The sequence below is a fragment of the Campylobacter sp. BCW_4319 genome (assembly GCF_001764435.1).
Taxonomy (GTDB): domain Bacteria; phylum Campylobacterota; class Campylobacteria; order Campylobacterales; family Campylobacteraceae; genus Campylobacter_D; species Campylobacter_D jejuni.
Genome location: NZ_MKAQ01000017.1, coordinates 43,002 through 61,157, shown reverse-complemented (window position 1 = coordinate 61,157; position 18,156 = coordinate 43,002). Strand labels below are relative to the sequence as shown.

Below are 18,156 nucleotides of genomic sequence, written 5' to 3'. Positions count from 1 at the left end.
TTTAATCTTTAGTGATGATTCTACCTTCACCAAAAAGCCCTGGTGTTAGATTTGTGGTTTGCACTTCAGCATAAATTTTTCTTGTTTTTACTTCTATACTTGGATAAATAAGGCTGATTTTTCCTTTCAATTCTGTACCATTTTGATCGATTTTATAAAAGAAATCATCGCCTAATCTAACTTTATCTTTATATTTTTCATCAAAACTTAAAATCAGTTTGCTTTGTGGATAGGAAAAAATTTCTATTAAAGGTTGAGCTACTCCTCCTACTCCTTCGCCCACTTGTATAAATTTGTTTGCGATAATAGCATCATAAGGTGCGCGTAATTCTTTTTTTGCCATGATATTGTTATAATAAGCTATATTGATTTTTGCTTTGTTTAAATTTAAATTAGCAGCATCAAACTTAGCTTTCATATCTTCATAGCTTTGTTTGTCTATAACATTTTCTACAGCTTTGATTTTTTGCATCCTACTTTTGGTATTTTCGTATTCTACAAGGGCAAGTTGATAAGAATTTTGAGCATTTTGAAGAGCTATTTTTTCACTTTCTTGATCAAGAGCAAGTAAAAGTTCTCCTTTGCTGACTTTTTGTCCAATTTCTACAGGAATTTTTTGAACCAAACCTATGCTTTCAAGGGCAAGTTTGCTTTGTTTTGATGCTTCTACATTGAAACTTGCGTAAATTTCTTCGCCAAAGGCGCAATTAAAAACAAGAAGTAAAAATAGAATTTTTTTCATTCTTTAACCTTTGAATTAAGATCTATACCCGCATTAAAATAATAATTTGCTTTAGTAATTTCAAATTCATTTTTAGCAAGCTCTAAATCGCTTTGTGCTTTAAATTTAGCCTCTAAAGCTTGAAGATATTCTACATAAGAAACAAGTCCTGCTTGGTATTTTTTATCTACACTTTCAAAAGCTAAATTTGCAGCATTTAAGCTAAGATTAAGAGCTAAAATTTGTTCTTGTAAAACTTTTAAACTTTTGTCTAAATAATTTAATTCTTCTTTATTTTTTCTCTCGCTAAATCTTGCATTTGCATTGGCTATTTGAACATTTAAACGCTCTTTTTCAACTTCTTTAGCCCTTACATTGAAATCAAAAATTTTCCATTCCATACCTAAAATAAATTGATTACCTTGAGAATATTTTTCTAAGAATTGATCCGCTAAATTTGCAAAAGGAGCTGGAACTTTTGGATTATAATTGTTTTTATAAAAGTTAAAATTATCTTGAATATAAAATTTTGGAAAATATTCAGCTTTTGCTAAATTTACACTTTCTTTAGCAAGATTGATTTGTTCTTTAGCTATCATTACTTCATAGTTTTGGCTTTTTTCTTGTTGCGGATTTTCTAAAAAAGCATTCCCTTGCACTTTAAAATCTGTATCGCTTAAAATTTTAATCTCTTTTTGTATATTGGCAAGTTTTAATTCATTTTGACTGAGCTCTAATAAGCTTAAATGGTATTTAGCCTTAATGCTTTCAAGTTCATCTTTAGAGCTAAGTCCTGCGTCGTAAAATTTTTGCAATCTTTTAAAAGTTGATTTTAAAAAAGATACTTTTTGTTGATTGGCTAGTAAAATTTTTTCAAGACTTAAGGTGTTAAAATAAAGTGTGATTGCATTTAGGGCAAGGTAATTTTTATTTTGTTCTTTGTCTAAAAAGCTTAATTTTTCTCTGCTTTCTAAAGCTCTTAAATTAGCCTCTCTAGCACCCCCATCAAAAAGCAAAAAATTAAGAGAAACTTTAGCAAATAAACTTTCTTGTGGATCGATAATGAAGCGATCTTTATTGTTGGCTACATAAGCTGAGTTTAGACTAAGAGAGGGTAGGTAATTTCTAAAAGCTTGTTCTTTGTCTAAATTTGCTTGTTCGCTTTGCATTTGCTTAATGAGATAGGATTCATTATTTTGACTTAGTGCTATAAATTCGTGCAAATTAGAAGCTAACATTGCTAAGGGATAAAGAGCTAAAAATATAGCTGATTTTAAATATTTTTCAAGCATTTGATATTTTAATATGCTTTATATAAATTTCAATTGAAGTTTTTTATATAAAATAAAATTTATTTGTTTTAAACATAAATTTTGTTAAAATCCTAGCTTTAAAATTTTATATTTAGGATGAAATTTTGTCGGTAAAAAATATTAGAAATTTTTCTATTATAGCTCATATAGATCATGGAAAATCTACTCTTGCAGATAGGATTATTAGCGAGTGTGGTGCTATTAGCGATAGGCAGATGAGTTCACAAGTTATGGATACTATGGATATAGAAAAAGAGCGTGGTATCACCATAAAAGCACAATCAGTGCGTTTAAATTATAAATTTAATAATGAAAATTTTGTTTTAAATCTTATTGATACTCCTGGCCATGTGGATTTTTCTTATGAAGTGAGTCGTTCTTTGGCAAGTTGTGAAGGGGCTTTGCTTGTAGTAGATGCTTCTCAAGGTGTTGAAGCACAGACTATAGCTAATGTTTATATAGCGCTTGAAAATAATCTTGAAATCATTCCTGTGATTAATAAAATCGATTTACCTAATGCTGATGTTGAGAAAGTAAAGCATGAAATCGAGCATATTATAGGTATAGATTGCAAAGATGCAATTTGCGTGAGTGCAAAAACAGGAGTGGGTATAAAAGAGCTTATAGAAACAATTATTACTAAAATCCCTGCACCAAAAACAGATGATGAAGCTCCTACTAAGGCTTTAATTTATGATTCTTGGTTTGATAATTATTTGGGTGCTTTGGCTTTGGTTAGGATTTATGAAGGAAGTATTGCTAAAAACGATGAAGTTTTAGTCATGAGTACGGATAAAAAACATATAGTTCAAGATCTTTTTTATCCCCACCCTTTAAGTCCAATTAAAACTCAATCTTTACAATCAGGCGAAGTAGGTGTGGTGGTTTTAGGGCTTAAAACCGTAGGTGATGTACAAGTAGGCGATACCATCACTTTGGTAAAAAACAAAGCTAAAGAAGCCATAGGTGGTTTTGAAAAGGCTAAAGCTTTTGTGTTTGCGGGACTTTATCCTATAGAAACGGATAAATTTGAAGATTTAAGAGATGCTCTGGATAAATTAAAGCTTAATGATAGTTCTATTACTTATGAGCCTGAAACTTCTTTGGCCTTAGGCTTTGGTTTTAGGGTAGGATTTTTAGGGCTTTTACATATGGAAGTTATCAAAGAAAGGCTTGAGAGAGAATTTAATCTTGATTTGATTGCTACAGCTCCAACTGTGACTTATGAAATTTATCAAACCGATGGAGAGCTTATTAAAATTCAAAATCCTAGCGAGCTTCCTCCTGTTAATAAAATCGATCATATAAAAGAGCCTTATGTTAAAGCTACTATCATTACTCCAAGTGAATTTTTAGGGAATTTAATCACTCTTTTAAATCGCAAAAGAGGAGTGCAGGTTAAAATGGACTATATCACACCTGAGCGTGTTTTGCTAGAATATGATGTGCCTTTAAATGAGATTGTGATGGATTTTTATGATAAATTAAAGTCCTTAACAAAAGGTTATGCGAGTTTTGATTATGAGCCTATAGAATTTAGAGTAGGGGATTTGGTAAAACTTGATATTAAGGTAGCGGGTGAAAATGTTGATGCGCTAAGCATTATCGTGCCTAATGAAAAAGCGCAAAGTAAAGGAAGAGAACTTGTTAGTGCTATGAAAGAAATAGTTCCTAGACAGCTTTTTGAAGTGGCCATTCAAGCAAGTATTGGAAATAAAATCATCGCAAGAGAAACTGTTAAATCCATGGGTAAAAATGTGACAGCAAAATGTTATGGTGGGGATATTACTAGAAAAAGAAAGCTTTTAGAAAAGCAAAAAGAAGGTAAAAAAAGAATGAAAGCTATAGGTAAGGTAAATTTACCTCAAGAGGCTTTTTTGAGTGTTTTAAAGATAGATTGATGATAAATTTAAAACTTGGCTTGAAATTTGCTTGTATTTTTAATACAATTTTAAAATAATTTTCTAAGGAGAAAAAATGTTTAAAAAATTTTTGATTTTTATAGTGCCTATTTTATTTTTGAGTGCTTGTGCAACTAAACAAGATACTTTTGCTCAAGTTAATCAAATTTCTAAAAATTCTCAATGCAGTTCTTGTGAAAGTCCTGGTGGTTTTGAAGCAAAGATTAAAGGGCTTTTATACATTAGCGATGTTGGAATTCAATGTTGTGCCAATAAACGCACTTTAGACACTGGTATTGCTTTGAAAAAGGTTTATTTACATAGATTTTATGATTTAAAAGAAGAGCAAAAGGTTTTAAATGCTAAAGGGAAAAAGTTATTTGTTGATGTGAATTTTAATGCGGTATTTTATACTTATTTAAAACAAGAACTTGAAGCTAGAGGAATAGTTGTGCTTGACAATAACGATCAAAATTCACCTTATGTGAGTAAGATTGATTTAGAATTTATATCTTATGGAGCAACTCAAGATGCTATAGGATTACATTCAAAACTAGTAGGAGTTTTACAAGTTAGTGATATAAATAAAAATAAGAAATTTACAATCCGCACCAAGCAAGATGTACAAGGTTTTGATGATTTAAAAGAAACAACTTTTTATACTCATTTGTTAATAAAACAAATGGCAAATAAAGCAGCTAGTTTAATCTCTGAACTTTGAGGTGTATAAATTGCGGAGCTTTTGCTCTGCTCTGCTTTTGTGAATTATGCGAGCTAGAGCTTTCTGAATTTTCCTTAAATGTAAGAAAGCTTGATAATAATTTCAAAGTCTATTCTTTTTATAAATACCATGAAATACAACACTTGCTTCACTCTAAACATTATTTTTATGGTTATTTTGTTTATAAAATGCTTGCTAAATTAAGTTTTGCAAAATTTAAAGATTTTTTTGATCCTAGAATGACAATTAATGTTATAGCTTTAGATGATAAGGTTGAAGATATGCTTTATTCGCATTCTGCTATTTTAGCTAGATATCTTAAAACAAAATTTGTAAAACCTGTTTTTAATGTTTTAAAAGCACAAAATCATATTAAATATTCTGGAAAAAGTTTAGAATTTCGTCAAAAACATAAAAGAAATTACAAACTCTTAAAAACCATTCACGAACCTGTAGTTTTAGTAGATGATATTGTAACGACTGGTTCTAGCCTTTTGGAAGCTAAAAAAGTTTTAGAAGAAAATAAAATTTCTGTACTTTTTGCTCTTGTTTTAGCTGATGCAAAAGTTTAATATGCTATAATCAAAACTTTGAACTAATAGAAGGATTTTTATGGAGAATATTTTTAGCAAGGATTCTGATATTGAACTTGTAGATATAGAAAATTCTATAAAAAGTAGTTACTTAGACTATTCTATGAGTGTTATTATAGGTCGTGCTTTGCCTGACGCAAGAGATGGTTTAAAGCCTGTTCATAGAAGAATTTTATATGCTATGCAAAATGATGAGGCAAAAAGTAGAACAGATTTTGTCAAATCAGCCCGTATAGTGGGTGCTGTTATAGGTCGTTATCATCCACATGGAGATATAGCAGTTTATGATGCTTTGGTTAGAATGGCTCAAGATTTTTCTATGAGATATCCAAGTATTACAGGACAAGGCAACTTTGGATCTATAGATGGTGATAGCGCTGCTGCGATGCGTTATACTGAAGCAAAAATGAGTAAACTTTCTCATGAGCTTTTAAAAGATATAGATAAAGATACGGTCGATTTTGTTCCAAATTATGATGGTTCAGAAAGTGAACCTGATGTCTTACCTTCTAGGGTTCCAAATTTATTATTAAATGGTTCAAGTGGTATAGCTGTAGGTATGGCGACAAACATCCCACCTCATAGTTTAAATGAGTTGATAGATGGACTTTTATATTTGCTTGATAGTAAAGATGCAAGCTTAGAAGAGATTATGCAGTTTATCAAAGGTCCAGATTTTCCAACAGGTGGAATAATTTATGGTAAAAAAGGTATTATAGAAGCTTATCGCACAGGGCGTGGTCGCGTGAAAGTGCGCGCTAAAACTCATATTGAAAAAAAGACAAATAAAGATGTTATTGTTATAGATGAGCTTCCTTATCAAACCAATAAAGCTAGGCTTATAGAGCAGATTGCAGAGCTTGTTAAAGAAAAGCAAATTGAAGGAATATCTGAAGTAAGAGATGAGAGCAATAAAGAAGGAATCCGCGTTGTTATAGAGCTTAAACGTGAGGCTATGAGTGAAATTGTTTTAAATAATCTATTTAAATCTACTACTATGGAAAGTACTTTTGGTGTGATTATGTTGGCAATTCACAATAAAGAACCTAAAATTTTCTCTTTGTTAGAACTTTTAAATCTTTTCTTAACCCATAGAAAAACAGTTATTATTAGAAGAACGATTTTTGAACTTCAAAAGGCAAGAGCAAGAGCTCATATTTTAGAAGGTCTTAAAATTGCACTTGATAATATAGATGAAGTGATTGCTTTGATTAAAAATAGTTCTGATAATAATACCGCAAGAGATTCTTTGGTAGCTAAATTTGGTCTTAGTGAGCTTCAAGTCAATGCTATTTTAGATATGAAACTTGGTCGTTTAACAGGACTTGAAAGAGAAAAAATCGAAAATGAACTTGCAGAATTAATGAAAGAAATTGCAAGACTTGAAGAAATTTTAAAAAGTGAAACCTTGCTTGAAAATTTAATTCGCGATGAATTAAAAGAAATTAGAAGTAAATTTGATGTGCCACGTATTACTCAAATTGAAGATGATTATGATGATATTGATATTGAAGATTTGATTCCTAATGAAAATATGGTTGTAACTATTACGCATCGTGGTTATATTAAGCGTGTGCCTAGTAAACAATATGAAAAGCAAAAACGAGGCGGAAAAGGAAAATTAGCCGTTACGACTTATGATGATGATTTTATAGAAAGTTTCTTTACGGCAAATACACATGATACACTTATGTTTGTAACAGATCGTGGACAGCTTTATTGGCTTAAAGTTTATAAAATTCCTGAAGGCTCAAGAACGGCTAAAGGAAAAGCAGTGGTAAATCTTATTAATTTACAAGCTGAAGAAAAAATCATGGCTATTATTCCAACCACGGATTTTGATGAGAGTAAATCTTTATGTTTCTTTACTAAAAATGGTATTGTAAAGCGTACAAATTTGAGTGAATATCAAAATATCAGAAGTGTAGGAGTTAGAGCGATCAACTTGGATGAAAATGATGAGTTGGTAACTGCTATTATTGTTCAAAGAGATGAAGATGAAATTTTTGCCACTGGTGGTGAAGAAAATTTAGAAAATCAAGAAATTGAAAATTTAGATGATGAAAATCTTGAAAATGAAGAAAGTGTAAGCACACAAGGTAAAATGCTCTTTGCAGTAACCAAAAAAGGTATGTGTATCAAATTCCCACTTGCTAAAGTGCGTGAAATCGGCCGTGTAAGTCGTGGGGTGACGGCTATTAAGTTTAAAGAGAAAAATGACGAATTAGTAGGTGCAGTTGTTATAGAAAATGATGAGCAAGAAATTTTAAGCATAAGTGCAAAAGGTATAGGAAAACGCACCAATGCTGGAGAATATAGATTGCAAAGCAGAGGTGGTAAGGGTGTAATTTGTATGAAACTTACAGAAAAAACCAAAGATCTTATTAGCGTAGTTATAGTAGATGAAACTATGGATTTGATGGCTCTTACAAGTTCAGGCAAGATGATACGTGTTGATATGCAAAGCATTAGAAAAGCAGGGCGTAATACAAGTGGTGTCATTGTAGTTAATGTGGAAAATGACGAGGTGGTTAGCATTGCTAAGTGTCCTAAAGAGGAAAATGATGAGGATGAGTTAAGCGATGAAAACTTTGGTTTAGATTTGTAATAAGTTTAAAGTTGGAACGCTTATTGCTTTTTATTTTTTACTAATTACAATATTTTGAAGGTGTAAAAATGAAAAAAATTTATTTTATGCTAGCAATAGCAGGAATTTTCGCTGGTTGTGTACCAAGTGCAAACAGTGCAACTAAAAATTCAAGTGCAAATAGCACTGCCCCATCTCAAGATGTTATCGTGCAAAAAGTCGATAAAGATGATGTGCGTGATATTATCAGAGAAGAAAAAATGTTGGCTCCAGATGCTAGCGAAACGGAACTTAGTTTTACAGCAGTTGGTGAAGGGATTGCTCCGATGAATACAGTTTCTACTGCTCAAGCCCTAGCTTTAGCAAAAAGAGCAGCGATTACAGATGCTTACAGACAGCTTGCAAGTAAGCTTTATGGTGTGAAAGTGAATGGTAAAGACACTGTAAAAGATGCAATGCTTAGAAGTTCAACTATTACTGCGCAAGTAAATGGTTTGATAAAAAATGCAAGTATTATTGATGAGAATTTTAATCAAGGGCTTTATAGGGTAAACTTAGAACTTAAAATCGATGCAGACAAGTGGAAAGAATTGTTTGCTTATTAATCTTTCTTAGCTTTAAGCTTTTTGCCCAAGATGAATTTATTTTTTGGGCAGAGCTTTCTAGTAAAAATTTCATTCTTTTTCATCAAAATCAAAATTTATCCTTAGCAATGACGCAAAGCGAAAATGTTGAAGAACAATGGGTATGTGAAATTTCTTATAGTGATCAAGATTTAAAAGTTTTACCTCGAACTTCTTTAGCATTGATTGATGATAATATGCCAAAAACAATTAAATTTAATTTTTTAAATTCTCATAAAGATGAATTAAGCGATTGCTTTATAGGAGCTAGAATCAGTGTTAAGGATATTGTTAATACTGACTTATTACATGCCCAAAGCGAAACTTATGTCAAAATTTTACCCTTGCGTTTTACCGTGGAATTTGGCGAACAAAATGCGATAATTTATTATCTTAAAAAAAAGTAAATTCAAAATTAAGCGCAAATTGGATACCATAGCAGAAATTTTTTAAAAGGCTTAGGATGAATTTAGTCATAGTAGAAGATGATATTAATATGCGCAAATCCTTAGAAATTGCATTAGCAGAGTATGAAGAATTTAATATTAAATCTTATAAATCTGCCACTGAGGCTTTAAAAAAAATAGATGATAATACAGATTTGATTATTACAGATATTAATATGCCAGGAATTGATGGCATAGAATTTGTTAAAGCCTGTGAAAATAAATATGATTTTATTATTATGACAGGAAATGCTACTTTAAGCCGTGCTATAGAAGCGGTTCGTTTGGGAGTAAAAGATTTTCTAACCAAGCCTTTTGATGTTGATACTTTAGTCGAGGCTATTAAGCGTGCTAAAATCATAAGAGAAAAAACAGCCAATAAAAAAAGCAAAAAAAATGAAAAAAAAGAAGAAAATAAAGATTTTTTTTCAACTTCTCCTAATTTAGAAAAAACATTAAATTTAAGTCAAAAAGCGGCTAAAACTGATGCCTCTGTAATGTTTTTTGGAGAGAGTGGAGTAGGAAAAGAGGTATTTTCTCGTTATATTCACACTCATTCTAAACGCTCTAATAAGCCTTTTGTTGCTATTAATATGGCAGCCATTCCTGCAAATTTGATTGAAAGTGAGCTTTTTGGTTTTGAAAAAGGTGCTTTTACTGATGCCAATGCAACTAAAATAGGGCTTTTTGAAATGGCTAATGAGGGTACTTTGTTTTTAGATGAAATTGGCGAAATGCCTTATGAAATTCAAGCCAAACTTTTAAGAGCTTTGCAAGAAAAAGAAATTACGCGACTTGGAAGTACGAAAAGCATCAAAATAGATGTAAGAATTATCAGTGCAACTAATGCAAATTTAGATGAAAAAATAAAAAATGGCGAATTTCGTTCAGATTTATATTATCGTTTAAACACTGTTCCTGTTAATATCCCGCCTTTAAGAGAGCGCAAAGAAGAAATTTTAGGTATAGCTCAAAAGGTTTTAGAAGATACTTGTAAAGAATATGATTTTAAGGAAAAACAGCTCAGCCAAGAAGCTAAAAATGCTTTACTTGAATATGATTTTCCTGGTAATATTAGAGAATTAATATCCGTTGTACAAAGAGCTTGTATTTTAAGTGAAAATGATGAAATTTCAAGTGAAGATTTGTTCTTAGAAGCTAGAAGTATAAAAAAAGATGTAAAGAATTTAGAGAAAGAATTGATTTGTGAAGTTCTTTTAAGTGTAGATTATGACAAGGATCAAGCTTCTCAAATTTTAGGTATGGATATAAAAATTTTAAATGAAAAAATTAAAAAATATCAAATAAAGGATAGGTAATGTCAAAAAAACAAAAAATAGCCATTGTGGGTGCTACTGGTGCGGTTGGGGAAGAGCTTTTAAATGTTTTAGATGAACTTGATTTTCCAGTGGAAAGTATTTTACCTTTAGCAAGTGCAAAAAGTGTAGGTAGTGAAGTAGAATTTAAAGGCAAAGCTTATAAAGTCAAAGAACTTACTGAAAATGTATTTAAAGAAAATCCTATTGATATTGCTTTTTTTAGCGCAGGTGGAAGTGTGAGTGAAAAATATGCTAAATTTGCAGTAGAATCGGGTGCTGTTGTTATTGATAATACAAGTCATTTTAGAATGGAAAAAGATGTTCCTTTGGTGGTTCCTGAATGCAATCCTGAGGATATTAAAGATTGGAAAAAAACAGGGATTATTGCTAATCCAAATTGTTCTACCATACAAATGGTGCAAGTTTTAAAACCTTTAAATGATGCATTTAATTTAAAGCGTGTTGATGTAAGTACCTATCAGGCTGCAAGTGGAGCAGGAAAAGAAGGAATGCAAGAATTGGTTGAAGCCATGCAAAGTTTTTTTGCTTTTAAACTTGATGAATTTGAACCTCAAACTTTTCCTTATACTTTAGCACTTAATCTTATTCCACAAATTGATGTTTTTATGGATAATGATTACACTAAAGAAGAACTTAAAATGGTCAATGAAACTCAAAAAATTTTACATAAAAATTTAGAAGTTTCAGCAACTTGTGTAAGAGTGCCTGTTTTAAGAAGTCATAGCGAAGCCATTACTATGCATTTTGAAAAAGAAATAGATGTAAAAAAAGCTAAAGAAATTTTAGAAAAAGCACCAAGTGTTGTTGTCATAGATGATCCTAAAAATAAAAAATACCCTATGCCTTTAATGACTAGCGATACTAATGAAACTTATGTAGGAAGAATTCGTGCTGATGTGTATGATAAAAAAATACTCCATCTTTGGTGTGTGGCAGATCAAATTCGTGTAGGTGCTGCAACAAATGCTGTGCGTATTGCGCAAAAATGGTTAGAATTAAAAAATAAATAAGGAAAAAAATGTTAGAGAAAATATTTGAATCTTTACTTGTTAGAAGTCGTATTGTTACAATTTTACCCGTAATTTTTGGTTTAATTGGAGCTTTTGTATTGTTTTTTATTGCAAGTTATGATGTTTTAAAAGTTATATTTTATACTTATAATTATTTTTTTGATGCAGGTTCTAATGTGGATTTGCATGAGGATGTGGTGGCTTTAATTATAGGAGCTGTTGATCTTTATCTTATGGCTTTAGTTTTGTTTATTTTTTCTTTTGGAGTTTATGAGCTTTTTATCAGTGAAATAGAAGAATTTAAACAAACAAAACAAAGCAAGGTTTTAGAGGTGCATAGCTTAGATCAATTAAAAGACAAGCTTGCAAAAGTTATCATTATGGTCTTAGTGGTAAATTTCTTTCAAAGGGTTTTGCAGATGAAATTTGCTACTCCTGTGGATATGGCTTTTCTTGCTGGATCGATTTTAGCTCTTTGTGTAGGACTTTATTTTTTACATAAAGGTGGTCATTAACAAGGATTATCTTTTTTTGATATAATCGTTTTTTGTGTTTAAAGAATAAAAATGAAAAAAATATTTTTAATTGGTATGATTTTAAATCATTTTGTTTTTGCAGCTCCTTTAGATGAAGTCTTTAAAGATATAGAAGTTTCAGGGACTGTTCGTTATCGCTATGATATTAAAAAAGAAAAAAAATACAACAAAAAAACACATAGATATCAAAATAAAACACAAACGGAAATTACAATAAAATAAGGAAAATCATGATTATACGATGGTTGTTTATTAGTTCAATATTTGTTGTTGCGCTTTTTGGTATTAATTTGAAATCATTTTTTACTTATACCTTTGATGCAAATAAGCAATATGATATGGAAAAAGCGAAGGCTTTGTATTTTCAAAATAAATGCAATACTTGCCATGGAGATAATGCTGAAAAGAGTGTTATAGGATCTAGAATTTTAAAAGATATGTCTCCTGAGGATATTAAAGGAGCTTTGATAGGTTATACTCTTGATAGTAGTAGTTCTACAACAGCTTCTCAAATGGCTTTTTATGCTAGAAATTTAAGCCACGAGGATATAGATAATATTATTGCTTATATTAAAGGTGGAAATTTTGCGCTTGATTTGCAAGTAAAAGATCTTCTTGAAGAAGAACCTGCGCAAAAAACAAAACATAATATATTTCTAAAATAAAATGTAAAAACTATAATTAAAAGGAATGCTATGAAAAAACTAACTTTAACTTTAAGTGTTTTAACTATGGTAAATTGCTTATATGCTAAGGATATTAATATAGGAGTAGTTTTACCTTTAACTGGAACTGTGGCAGCTTATGGGCAAGATGTTTTTAACGGAATTGAACTGGCTAATAAGCTACAGCCAAAACTTTCAAATGGAGATGTTATTAAACTTATCACAATAGATACAAAAGGAGATAAGCTTGAAACTTCAAACGGAGTTAATCGTTTAATAGCAACAGATAAAGTCCTTGGGATTATTGGAGAAGCTACAACTCCAAATACCATTCAAGCTATTTCTATAGCAGAAGAGAAAAAAATTCCTCTAATAGCTCCAGTGGCATCTGGAGATAAATTGCTAGATAAAAAGAAATATGCAAGTAGAGTTTGTTTTAAAGACAATTTTCAAGGAGATAAATTTGCCACTTATGTATCTAAGGATTTAGGACTTAAAAATGCTGTTATCATCATAGATCAAAGCAATGTTTATTCTTTAGGTTTGGCAAGAGCTTTTGAAAATTCTTTTAAGAATAATGGTGGGAAAATTATAAAAAAACTTGTTATTAATTCAGGAGATAAAGATTTTAGAGCTGTGGTTTCGCAACTTAAGAGTTTAAATCCTGATTTTGTTTATATGCCTATTTATCATCCTGAAGCTGCTTTAATTGCGAGACAAGCAAGACAAATTGGTTTTGATAAACTTTTAGCAGCAGGAGATGGTGTTAATAATCAAACTTTTATAGATCTTGGCGGAAGTGCTGTCAATGGAGTAATTTTCACTGATAGTTTTGATTATAACAATCCATCTACACAATTAGGAAAAGATTTTGTTGCAGCTTATGAGAAAGTTAAAGGAACAAAAGAACTTCCAGCATTTTCGGCTATGGGGGCTGATGCGTATTTTGTAATGTTGAATGCTATGAATGCTTGCGTTGATAATCTTAGCAGCGAATGTATTAATAGTAAAATTCATCAAACTAAAGATTTTCAAGCTGTTGGTGGTGTGATTAGCATAGATGAAAGCGGTAATGCCATTCGTTCTGTTGTGATTAAAGAAATTCAAAATCAAAAACAAAATTATAAAACAATTATAAATCCATAATTACTAAAATAAAGGTAGAGAATGAAAAAAAGTTTAATTTTAGCAAGTATTCTAAGTTTAAGTTTAAGTGCTGCGGAAGTCAAAATAGGAGTTGTTTTACCACTTAGCGGAGCTACTGCAGCATATGGACAAAGTGCACTAGAAGGGATTAAACTTGCAAATTCAATGCAATCAACTTTAAGTAATGGAGATAAGGTTTCTCTTGCTATTATTGATACTAAAGGTGATAAATTAGAATCTTCGAGTGGAGCAAATCGTTTAGTTTCTCAAGATAAAGTTATAGGTCTTATAGGGGAAATGGTTACTGCTAATACATTGCAAGTTATGCGCGTAGCAGAAGATAATAAAATTCCATTGATCGCTCCTGCTGCAACTGGTGATAGATTGCTTGATAAAAAAATATATTCTTCTCGAGTATGTTTTATGGACAGTTTTCAAGGTTCATCTTTAGCAAAATATGTTTTTTCAAAACTTAATTACAAAAGTGCTGTTATTGTAGTAGATCAAAGCACTGACTATTCCTTAGGTTTAGCAAAAGCTTTTGAAAAACAGTACAAGTCTAATGGCGGTCAAATTCTTAGAATTTTAAGAGTTAATTCAGGTGATAAAGATTTTAGAGCTATTGTAGCTCAAGTTAAAAGTTTAAATCCAGAATTTATTTTTTTACCGCTTTATTATAGTGAAGCTTCTTTATTTGCAAGACAATCAAAACTCGCAGGTTTAAATATTCCTATGGGTTCTGCAGATGGAGTTGCTGATCAAACTTTTATTAGTTTAGCTGGAGATGCAAGCGAGGGTTATATTTTCACAGATAGTTTTGATGCTAATAATCCAACTACAAAATTAAGCAAAGAATTTATCAGTGTTTATGAAAAAGCTAAAGGAACAAAAGAAGTTCCAAATTTTTCAGCTATGGGGGCTGATGCGTATTTTGTAATGTTAAATGCTATGAATGCTTGCGTTGAAAATCTTACTAGTAAGTGTGTCAATGAAAAAATTCACCAAACTAAAAATTATCAAGGTGTTTCTGGTGTTATCAGTATTGATCAAACAGGAAATGCAACTCGTTCTGTAGTGGTTAAAGAAATTAAAAATCAAAAGCAAAATTATAAAGATATTATCAATCCTTAAAGGAAAAATAGAAAGATTATGGATTCTACTTTATTTTTACAACAACTTGTTAATGGACTTAGTTTGGGCAGTATGTATGCCCTTATTGCTGTTGGCTATACTATGGTTTATGGCGTGTTAAGACTTATTAATTTTGCTCACGGCGATATTATGATGGTTGGTGCTTATGCAGCTCTTTTTTGCATGACTAATCTAAATGTTCCTTTTCTAGGAGCTTTGTCTTTGGCAATGATTTTTGCTGCCTGTGTTGGAATAGCTACAGATAGAATCGCTTATAAACCTTTAAGACAGGCTCCTAGAATTTCATTGTTGATTACAGCAATTGGTATTAGTTTTTTCTTGCAAAATCTTTTTAATATGCTTTTTACTTCAACACCTAGAACTTTTACACCGCCAAGTTATTTTGAGGAAAGTGTTAATTTTGGCGGAGTGATAACAACTTATGGTTCTTTAATGGTTCCTGCTCTTACATTTGTTATTTTAATAGCAGTGTTATGGATTTTGTATAAAAGCAAGTATGGTATAGCTATTCGTGCTTTGGCATTTGATATACAAACAGTAAATTTAATGGGTATAGATGCAAATCGTATTATTGCTATAGTTTTTGCCCTAGGTTCAGCTTTGGCAGCAGTTGGGGGTGTTTTTTGGGCTGCAAATTATTACTCTGTTGAACCTACTATGGGAACTTTAATAGGTTTGAAAGCTTTTGCTGCTGCAGTTTTAGGAGGTATAGGTTCTGTAGTAGGTGCAGTTTTGGGTGGACTTATTATAGGATTTACTGAAGTTGTTGTTGTGGCTTTTTTTCCAGATTTATCAGGCTTTAAAGATGCATTTGCTTTTATTTTTTTGGTGTTTATATTGTTATTTAGACCTACGGGAATTTTAGGTATAAATTTTGAAAAGAGTAGGTTTTGATGATGGTTAGAATTAAGGTTTCACATTTAATCTTTTTAATTGCTTCAATTGTTTTTATTTTCGTTTCTCCTTATATTTTTGGGGACTATGGATTAAACATTGTTAATCAAATTGCTATTTTTATTATTTTGGCTGTGAGTTACAACCTTATTAATGGTGTAACTGGACAATTTTCACTAGAACCCAATGGATTTGTTGCAATTGGAGCTTATGCGGCTGCTTTAGTTCTTTTAAGTGCTGATGCGAAAAATGATCAGTTTTTTTTAGATGGTCCTAGTTCTTTTATTTTAGCCATCCATTCAAATTCCTTTATTCTAGCTTTAATTGTAGCTGGAATTTGTTCATCTTTACTTGCCCTGATTTTGGCTTTTGCTGTATTTCGCGTGAGAGGGGATTATTTGGCTATTGTAACTTTAGGCTTTGGAATAATTATTAAAATAGCTGCTATTAATTTTCCTTCTATTACTAATGGCTCAAGAGGACTGGTAGATATTCCACAATTTTCCACGATTTATTGGACAGGTGGTATTGCTATTGTAGCGGTTATTTTAATTTTAAATATAGTTTATTCTAAATATGGTCGTGCAATGAAGGCTATAAGAGATGATGAAGATGCTGCAAGTGCTATGGGAATAAATACTTTTTGGATAAAAACTTTAGCTTTTAGCACTTCAGCATTTTTAGAAGGTGTAGGTGGGGGACTTTTGGCTTGTCTGTTGACTACCGTATCTCCAACTCAATTTGATTTTTTACTTACTTTTCAGCTTTTGATTATTATTGTTTTAGGCGGACTTGGTTCTACTACAGGTGCTATTATAGGTGCGATATTAGTTATTGGTGGAAGTGAGTGGCTTAGATTTTTAGATGAGTTAAATATAAAAATAGATTCTTTAAATCTTGATATCCAATCAACGCCAGGGCTTAGAATGGTTGTTTTTTCTATTGTTCTGATTTTAGTAATGCTTTTTGCAAGAAAAGGCATAATGGGTTATTATGAGTTGAGTGATGTGATTAGAGGGATTAAAAAGCGTTTTAAAAGGAGTGAAAAATGATTTTGGAATTAAAACAAATTTCAAAAAGTTTTGGTAGTGTTAAAGCTATTAATGAAACTTCTTTTAAAATCAATGAGGGTGAAATTTTTGCTTTAATTGGACCTAATGGGGCTGGCAAAACAACTCTTTTTAATATTATAACAGGTAACTATAAACCTAGTTCAGGTTCGGTTGAATTTCTAGGAGAAAGAATTGACCACTTAAAACCTCATAAGATTGTGCATTTAGGAATAGCTAGAACATTTCAAAATATTAGGCTTTTTTCAAGCATGAATGTGCTTGAAAATGTTCTTATTGGTTTTAATAAACAAATGAAATATAATATTTTTGAAGCCTTTTTGCATTTAGGGCGTTTTGGAAAAATAGAACAAGTATTTAAAGAGAAGGCTTATGCAATATTAGAAGAACTTGGTATTGCAGAATTTGCCTATGAAAAGGCTACTAGCTTAAGTTATGGACAACAAAGAAAAGTTGAGATTGCAAGAGCAATGGCTACTCAGCCAAGATTATTATTGCTTGATGAGCCAGCCGCTGGGATGAATAGCTCTGAGAGCGATGAACTTGCTGAGCTCATTTTTAAATTACGAAAAGATTATAAAATTAGCGTTTTGCTTATAGAACATGATATGAAATTTGTAAATAAATTGTGTGATCGCGTATTGGTACTTGATTATGGAAAAACAATTTTTGAAGGTAAACTTTGCGATGCTGTAAATCATAAAGAAGTAATTGCTGCGTATTTAGGGGATTTTGATGCTAATAGTTAAAGATTTGCATGTTTATTATGGATTAATTGAAGCTGTTAAAGGGATTGATTTTAAAGTGGAAACAGGTCATATTGTTTCTCTTATAGGTTCAAATGGAGCAGGTAAAACTTCAACTTTAAATGCGCTTTTAAACTCAGTTAAAAGAACTGGTGAGGTTAATTTCTTAGGTTATGATACTAAAAGACATTTAACTCATACTTTAGTTCAAAAAGGTATAGCTTTAGTTCCTGAAGGAAGACGTGTTTTTATTAATTTAAGCGTAGAGGAAAATTTAAAAATAGGTGCTTTTAATAATGCTGAAAATTATGAGCATTTAAGAGAGCAAATGTATAAACTTTTTCCAAGACTTGCAAGTAAAAAGCATGCTTTAGCTGGAACATTGAGTGGAGGGGAAGCGCAAATGCTTGCGATTTCAAGGGCTTTAATGAGTGAGCCAAAACTTTTGATGTTGGATGAGCCTTCTTTGGGGCTTGCTCCAAAGATTGTGGGTGAAGTTTTTGATATTATTGTGCGTTTAAAAGAAGAGGGTATAACTATTCTTTTGGTAGAGCAAAATGCTTATTCTGCATTAAAAATAAGTGATTATGCTTATGTTTTGGAAAATGGTCGCATTGTAATGGAAAACGAGGCTAAAAATTTAATAGGTGATGATGAGATTAGAAAGAAATATTTAGGGCTTTAAAATTTAA

Annotated in this window: 19 protein-coding genes; 17 read left to right on the top strand and 2 right to left on the bottom strand. The window is 31.1% G+C overall.

The genetic code is table 11. The features are described 5' to 3' along the window. Position 1: 1 nt before the first annotated feature. Both cmeE and cmeD read right to left on the bottom strand, forming a co-directional pair. Entirely contained in the window at positions 2 to 742 is a 741-nt protein-coding gene (cmeE, locus tag AJN56_RS06230; RefSeq protein WP_002855808.1) for a multidrug efflux RND transporter periplasmic adaptor subunit CmeE, read from the bottom strand. Next, entirely contained in the window at positions 739 to 2,013 is a 1,275-nt protein-coding gene (cmeD, locus tag AJN56_RS06225; protein WP_070246454.1) for a multidrug efflux RND transporter outer membrane subunit CmeD, read from the bottom strand. Before cmeD ends, cmeE begins: the two co-directional genes overlap by 4 nt. Before the next feature lie 125 nt (positions 2,014 to 2,138). On the opposite strand from cmeD, the gene lepA reads away from it, so the two are divergent. The 17 genes from lepA (at position 2,139) to AJN56_RS06140 (ending at position 18,149) form a co-directional block, all read left to right on the top strand. Next, entirely contained in the window at positions 2,139 to 3,935 is a 1,797-nt protein-coding gene (gene lepA, locus AJN56_RS06220) for a translation elongation factor 4 (protein WP_002837927.1), read from the top strand. Positions 3,936 to 4,011: 76 nt separating this feature from the next. Continuing rightward, complete coding sequence (gene mapA / locus AJN56_RS06215) at positions 4,012 to 4,656, top strand: outer membrane lipoprotein MapA (RefSeq protein ID WP_002869124.1); 645 nt, start codon at positions 4,012 to 4,014, stop codon at positions 4,654 to 4,656. Then, a complete protein-coding gene (locus AJN56_RS06210) occupies positions 4,653 to 5,228 on the top strand; it encodes a ComF family protein (RefSeq protein WP_070294436.1) in 576 nt (191 codons plus the stop codon). Before mapA ends, AJN56_RS06210 begins: the two co-directional genes overlap by 4 nt. Positions 5,229 to 5,268: 40 nt before the next feature. Further along, positions 5,269 to 7,857 (top strand): DNA topoisomerase (ATP-hydrolyzing) subunit A, encoded by a 2,589-nt coding sequence (gene gyrA, locus AJN56_RS06205; RefSeq protein WP_070246452.1) that lies wholly within the window; start codon positions 5,269 to 5,271, stop codon positions 7,855 to 7,857. 68 nt (positions 7,858 to 7,925) lie between these two features. After that, on the top strand, positions 7,926 to 8,441 hold the full coding sequence (gene flgP, locus AJN56_RS06200; RefSeq protein WP_002852972.1) for a flagellar assembly lipoprotein FlgP: 516 nt from the start codon (positions 7,926 to 7,928) through the stop codon (positions 8,439 to 8,441). Then, a complete protein-coding gene (flgQ, locus tag AJN56_RS06195) occupies positions 8,417 to 8,866 on the top strand; it encodes a flagellar assembly protein FlgQ (RefSeq protein ID WP_002869126.1) in 450 nt (149 codons plus the stop codon). The genes flgP and flgQ overlap by 25 nt, the downstream gene beginning before the upstream one ends. 56 nt (positions 8,867 to 8,922) lie before the next feature. Further along, a complete protein-coding gene (flgR, locus tag AJN56_RS06190) occupies positions 8,923 to 10,224 on the top strand; it encodes a fla regulon two-component system response regulator (protein WP_002869127.1) in 1,302 nt (433 codons plus the stop codon). Continuing rightward, positions 10,224 to 11,255, top strand: coding sequence for an aspartate-semialdehyde dehydrogenase (locus AJN56_RS06185; protein ID WP_002866058.1), 1,032 nt, complete (start codon positions 10,224 to 10,226; stop codon positions 11,253 to 11,255). The genes flgR and AJN56_RS06185 overlap by 1 nt, the downstream gene beginning before the upstream one ends. 8 nt (positions 11,256 to 11,263) lie before the next feature. Then, entirely contained in the window at positions 11,264 to 11,770 is a 507-nt protein-coding gene (locus AJN56_RS06180; RefSeq protein WP_002852919.1) for a YqhA family protein, read from the top strand. A 51-nt stretch (positions 11,771 to 11,821) separates the two neighbouring features. Next, the gene (locus tag AJN56_RS06175; protein ID WP_002853004.1) at positions 11,822 to 12,013 is read left to right on the top strand and encodes a mini-MOMP protein; all 192 of its coding nucleotides are present in this window, start codon (positions 11,822 to 11,824) and stop codon (positions 12,011 to 12,013) included. Positions 12,014 to 12,021: 8 nt separating this feature from the next. Then, entirely contained in the window at positions 12,022 to 12,456 is a 435-nt protein-coding gene (locus AJN56_RS06170) for a c-type cytochrome (RefSeq protein WP_002853959.1), read from the top strand. Positions 12,457 to 12,486: 30 nt separating this feature from the next. Next, positions 12,487 to 13,602 (top strand): ABC transporter substrate-binding protein, encoded by a 1,116-nt coding sequence (locus AJN56_RS06165; RefSeq protein ID WP_002866056.1) that lies wholly within the window; start codon positions 12,487 to 12,489, stop codon positions 13,600 to 13,602. 21 nt (positions 13,603 to 13,623) lie between these two features. Further along, entirely contained in the window at positions 13,624 to 14,733 is a 1,110-nt protein-coding gene (locus tag AJN56_RS06160; RefSeq protein ID WP_002853905.1) for an ABC transporter substrate-binding protein, read from the top strand. A gap of 18 nt (positions 14,734 to 14,751) precedes the next feature. Then, a complete protein-coding gene (locus AJN56_RS06155) occupies positions 14,752 to 15,648 on the top strand; it encodes a branched-chain amino acid ABC transporter permease (RefSeq protein ID WP_002852952.1) in 897 nt (298 codons plus the stop codon). Next, the gene (locus AJN56_RS06150; protein WP_002878153.1) at positions 15,648 to 16,700 is read left to right on the top strand and encodes a branched-chain amino acid ABC transporter permease; all 1,053 of its coding nucleotides are present in this window, start codon (positions 15,648 to 15,650) and stop codon (positions 16,698 to 16,700) included. Before AJN56_RS06155 ends, AJN56_RS06150 begins: the two co-directional genes overlap by 1 nt. Next, positions 16,697 to 17,467 (top strand): ABC transporter ATP-binding protein, encoded by a 771-nt coding sequence (locus AJN56_RS06145; protein WP_002853599.1) that lies wholly within the window; start codon positions 16,697 to 16,699, stop codon positions 17,465 to 17,467. Before AJN56_RS06150 ends, AJN56_RS06145 begins: the two co-directional genes overlap by 4 nt. Then, on the top strand, positions 17,454 to 18,149 hold the full coding sequence (locus tag AJN56_RS06140; protein WP_002852965.1) for an ABC transporter ATP-binding protein: 696 nt from the start codon (positions 17,454 to 17,456) through the stop codon (positions 18,147 to 18,149). The genes AJN56_RS06145 and AJN56_RS06140 overlap by 14 nt, the downstream gene beginning before the upstream one ends. The last annotated feature ends 7 nt before the right edge of the window (positions 18,150 to 18,156 follow it).

Coding starts and splice junctions, on each gene's coding strand:
- cmeE (WP_002855808.1), bottom strand. CDS start 742: ATGAAAAAAATTCTATTTTTACTTCTTGTTTTTAATTGCGCCTTTGGC.
- AJN56_RS06145 (WP_002853599.1), top strand. CDS start 16,697: ATGATTTTGGAATTAAAACAAATTTCAAAAAGTTTTGGTAGTGTTAAA.
- AJN56_RS06150 (WP_002878153.1), top strand. CDS start 15,648: ATGATGGTTAGAATTAAGGTTTCACATTTAATCTTTTTAATTGCTTCA.
- AJN56_RS06165 (WP_002866056.1), top strand. CDS start 12,487: ATGAAAAAACTAACTTTAACTTTAAGTGTTTTAACTATGGTAAATTGC.
- mapA (WP_002869124.1), top strand. CDS start 4,012: ATGTTTAAAAAATTTTTGATTTTTATAGTGCCTATTTTATTTTTGAGT.
- AJN56_RS06160 (WP_002853905.1), top strand. CDS start 13,624: ATGAAAAAAAGTTTAATTTTAGCAAGTATTCTAAGTTTAAGTTTAAGT.
- AJN56_RS06155 (WP_002852952.1), top strand. CDS start 14,752: ATGGATTCTACTTTATTTTTACAACAACTTGTTAATGGACTTAGTTTG.
- AJN56_RS06140 (WP_002852965.1), top strand. CDS start 17,454: ATGCTAATAGTTAAAGATTTGCATGTTTATTATGGATTAATTGAAGCT.
- AJN56_RS06180 (WP_002852919.1), top strand. CDS start 11,264: ATGTTAGAGAAAATATTTGAATCTTTACTTGTTAGAAGTCGTATTGTT.
- flgP (WP_002852972.1), top strand. CDS start 7,926: ATGAAAAAAATTTATTTTATGCTAGCAATAGCAGGAATTTTCGCTGGT.
- AJN56_RS06170 (WP_002853959.1), top strand. CDS start 12,022: ATGATTATACGATGGTTGTTTATTAGTTCAATATTTGTTGTTGCGCTT.
- AJN56_RS06175 (WP_002853004.1), top strand. CDS start 11,822: ATGAAAAAAATATTTTTAATTGGTATGATTTTAAATCATTTTGTTTTT.
- gyrA (WP_070246452.1), top strand. CDS start 5,269: ATGGAGAATATTTTTAGCAAGGATTCTGATATTGAACTTGTAGATATA.
- cmeD (WP_070246454.1), bottom strand. CDS start 2,013: ATGCTTGAAAAATATTTAAAATCAGCTATATTTTTAGCTCTTTATCCC.
- flgR (WP_002869127.1), top strand. CDS start 8,923: ATGAATTTAGTCATAGTAGAAGATGATATTAATATGCGCAAATCCTTA.
- AJN56_RS06185 (WP_002866058.1), top strand. CDS start 10,224: ATGTCAAAAAAACAAAAAATAGCCATTGTGGGTGCTACTGGTGCGGTT.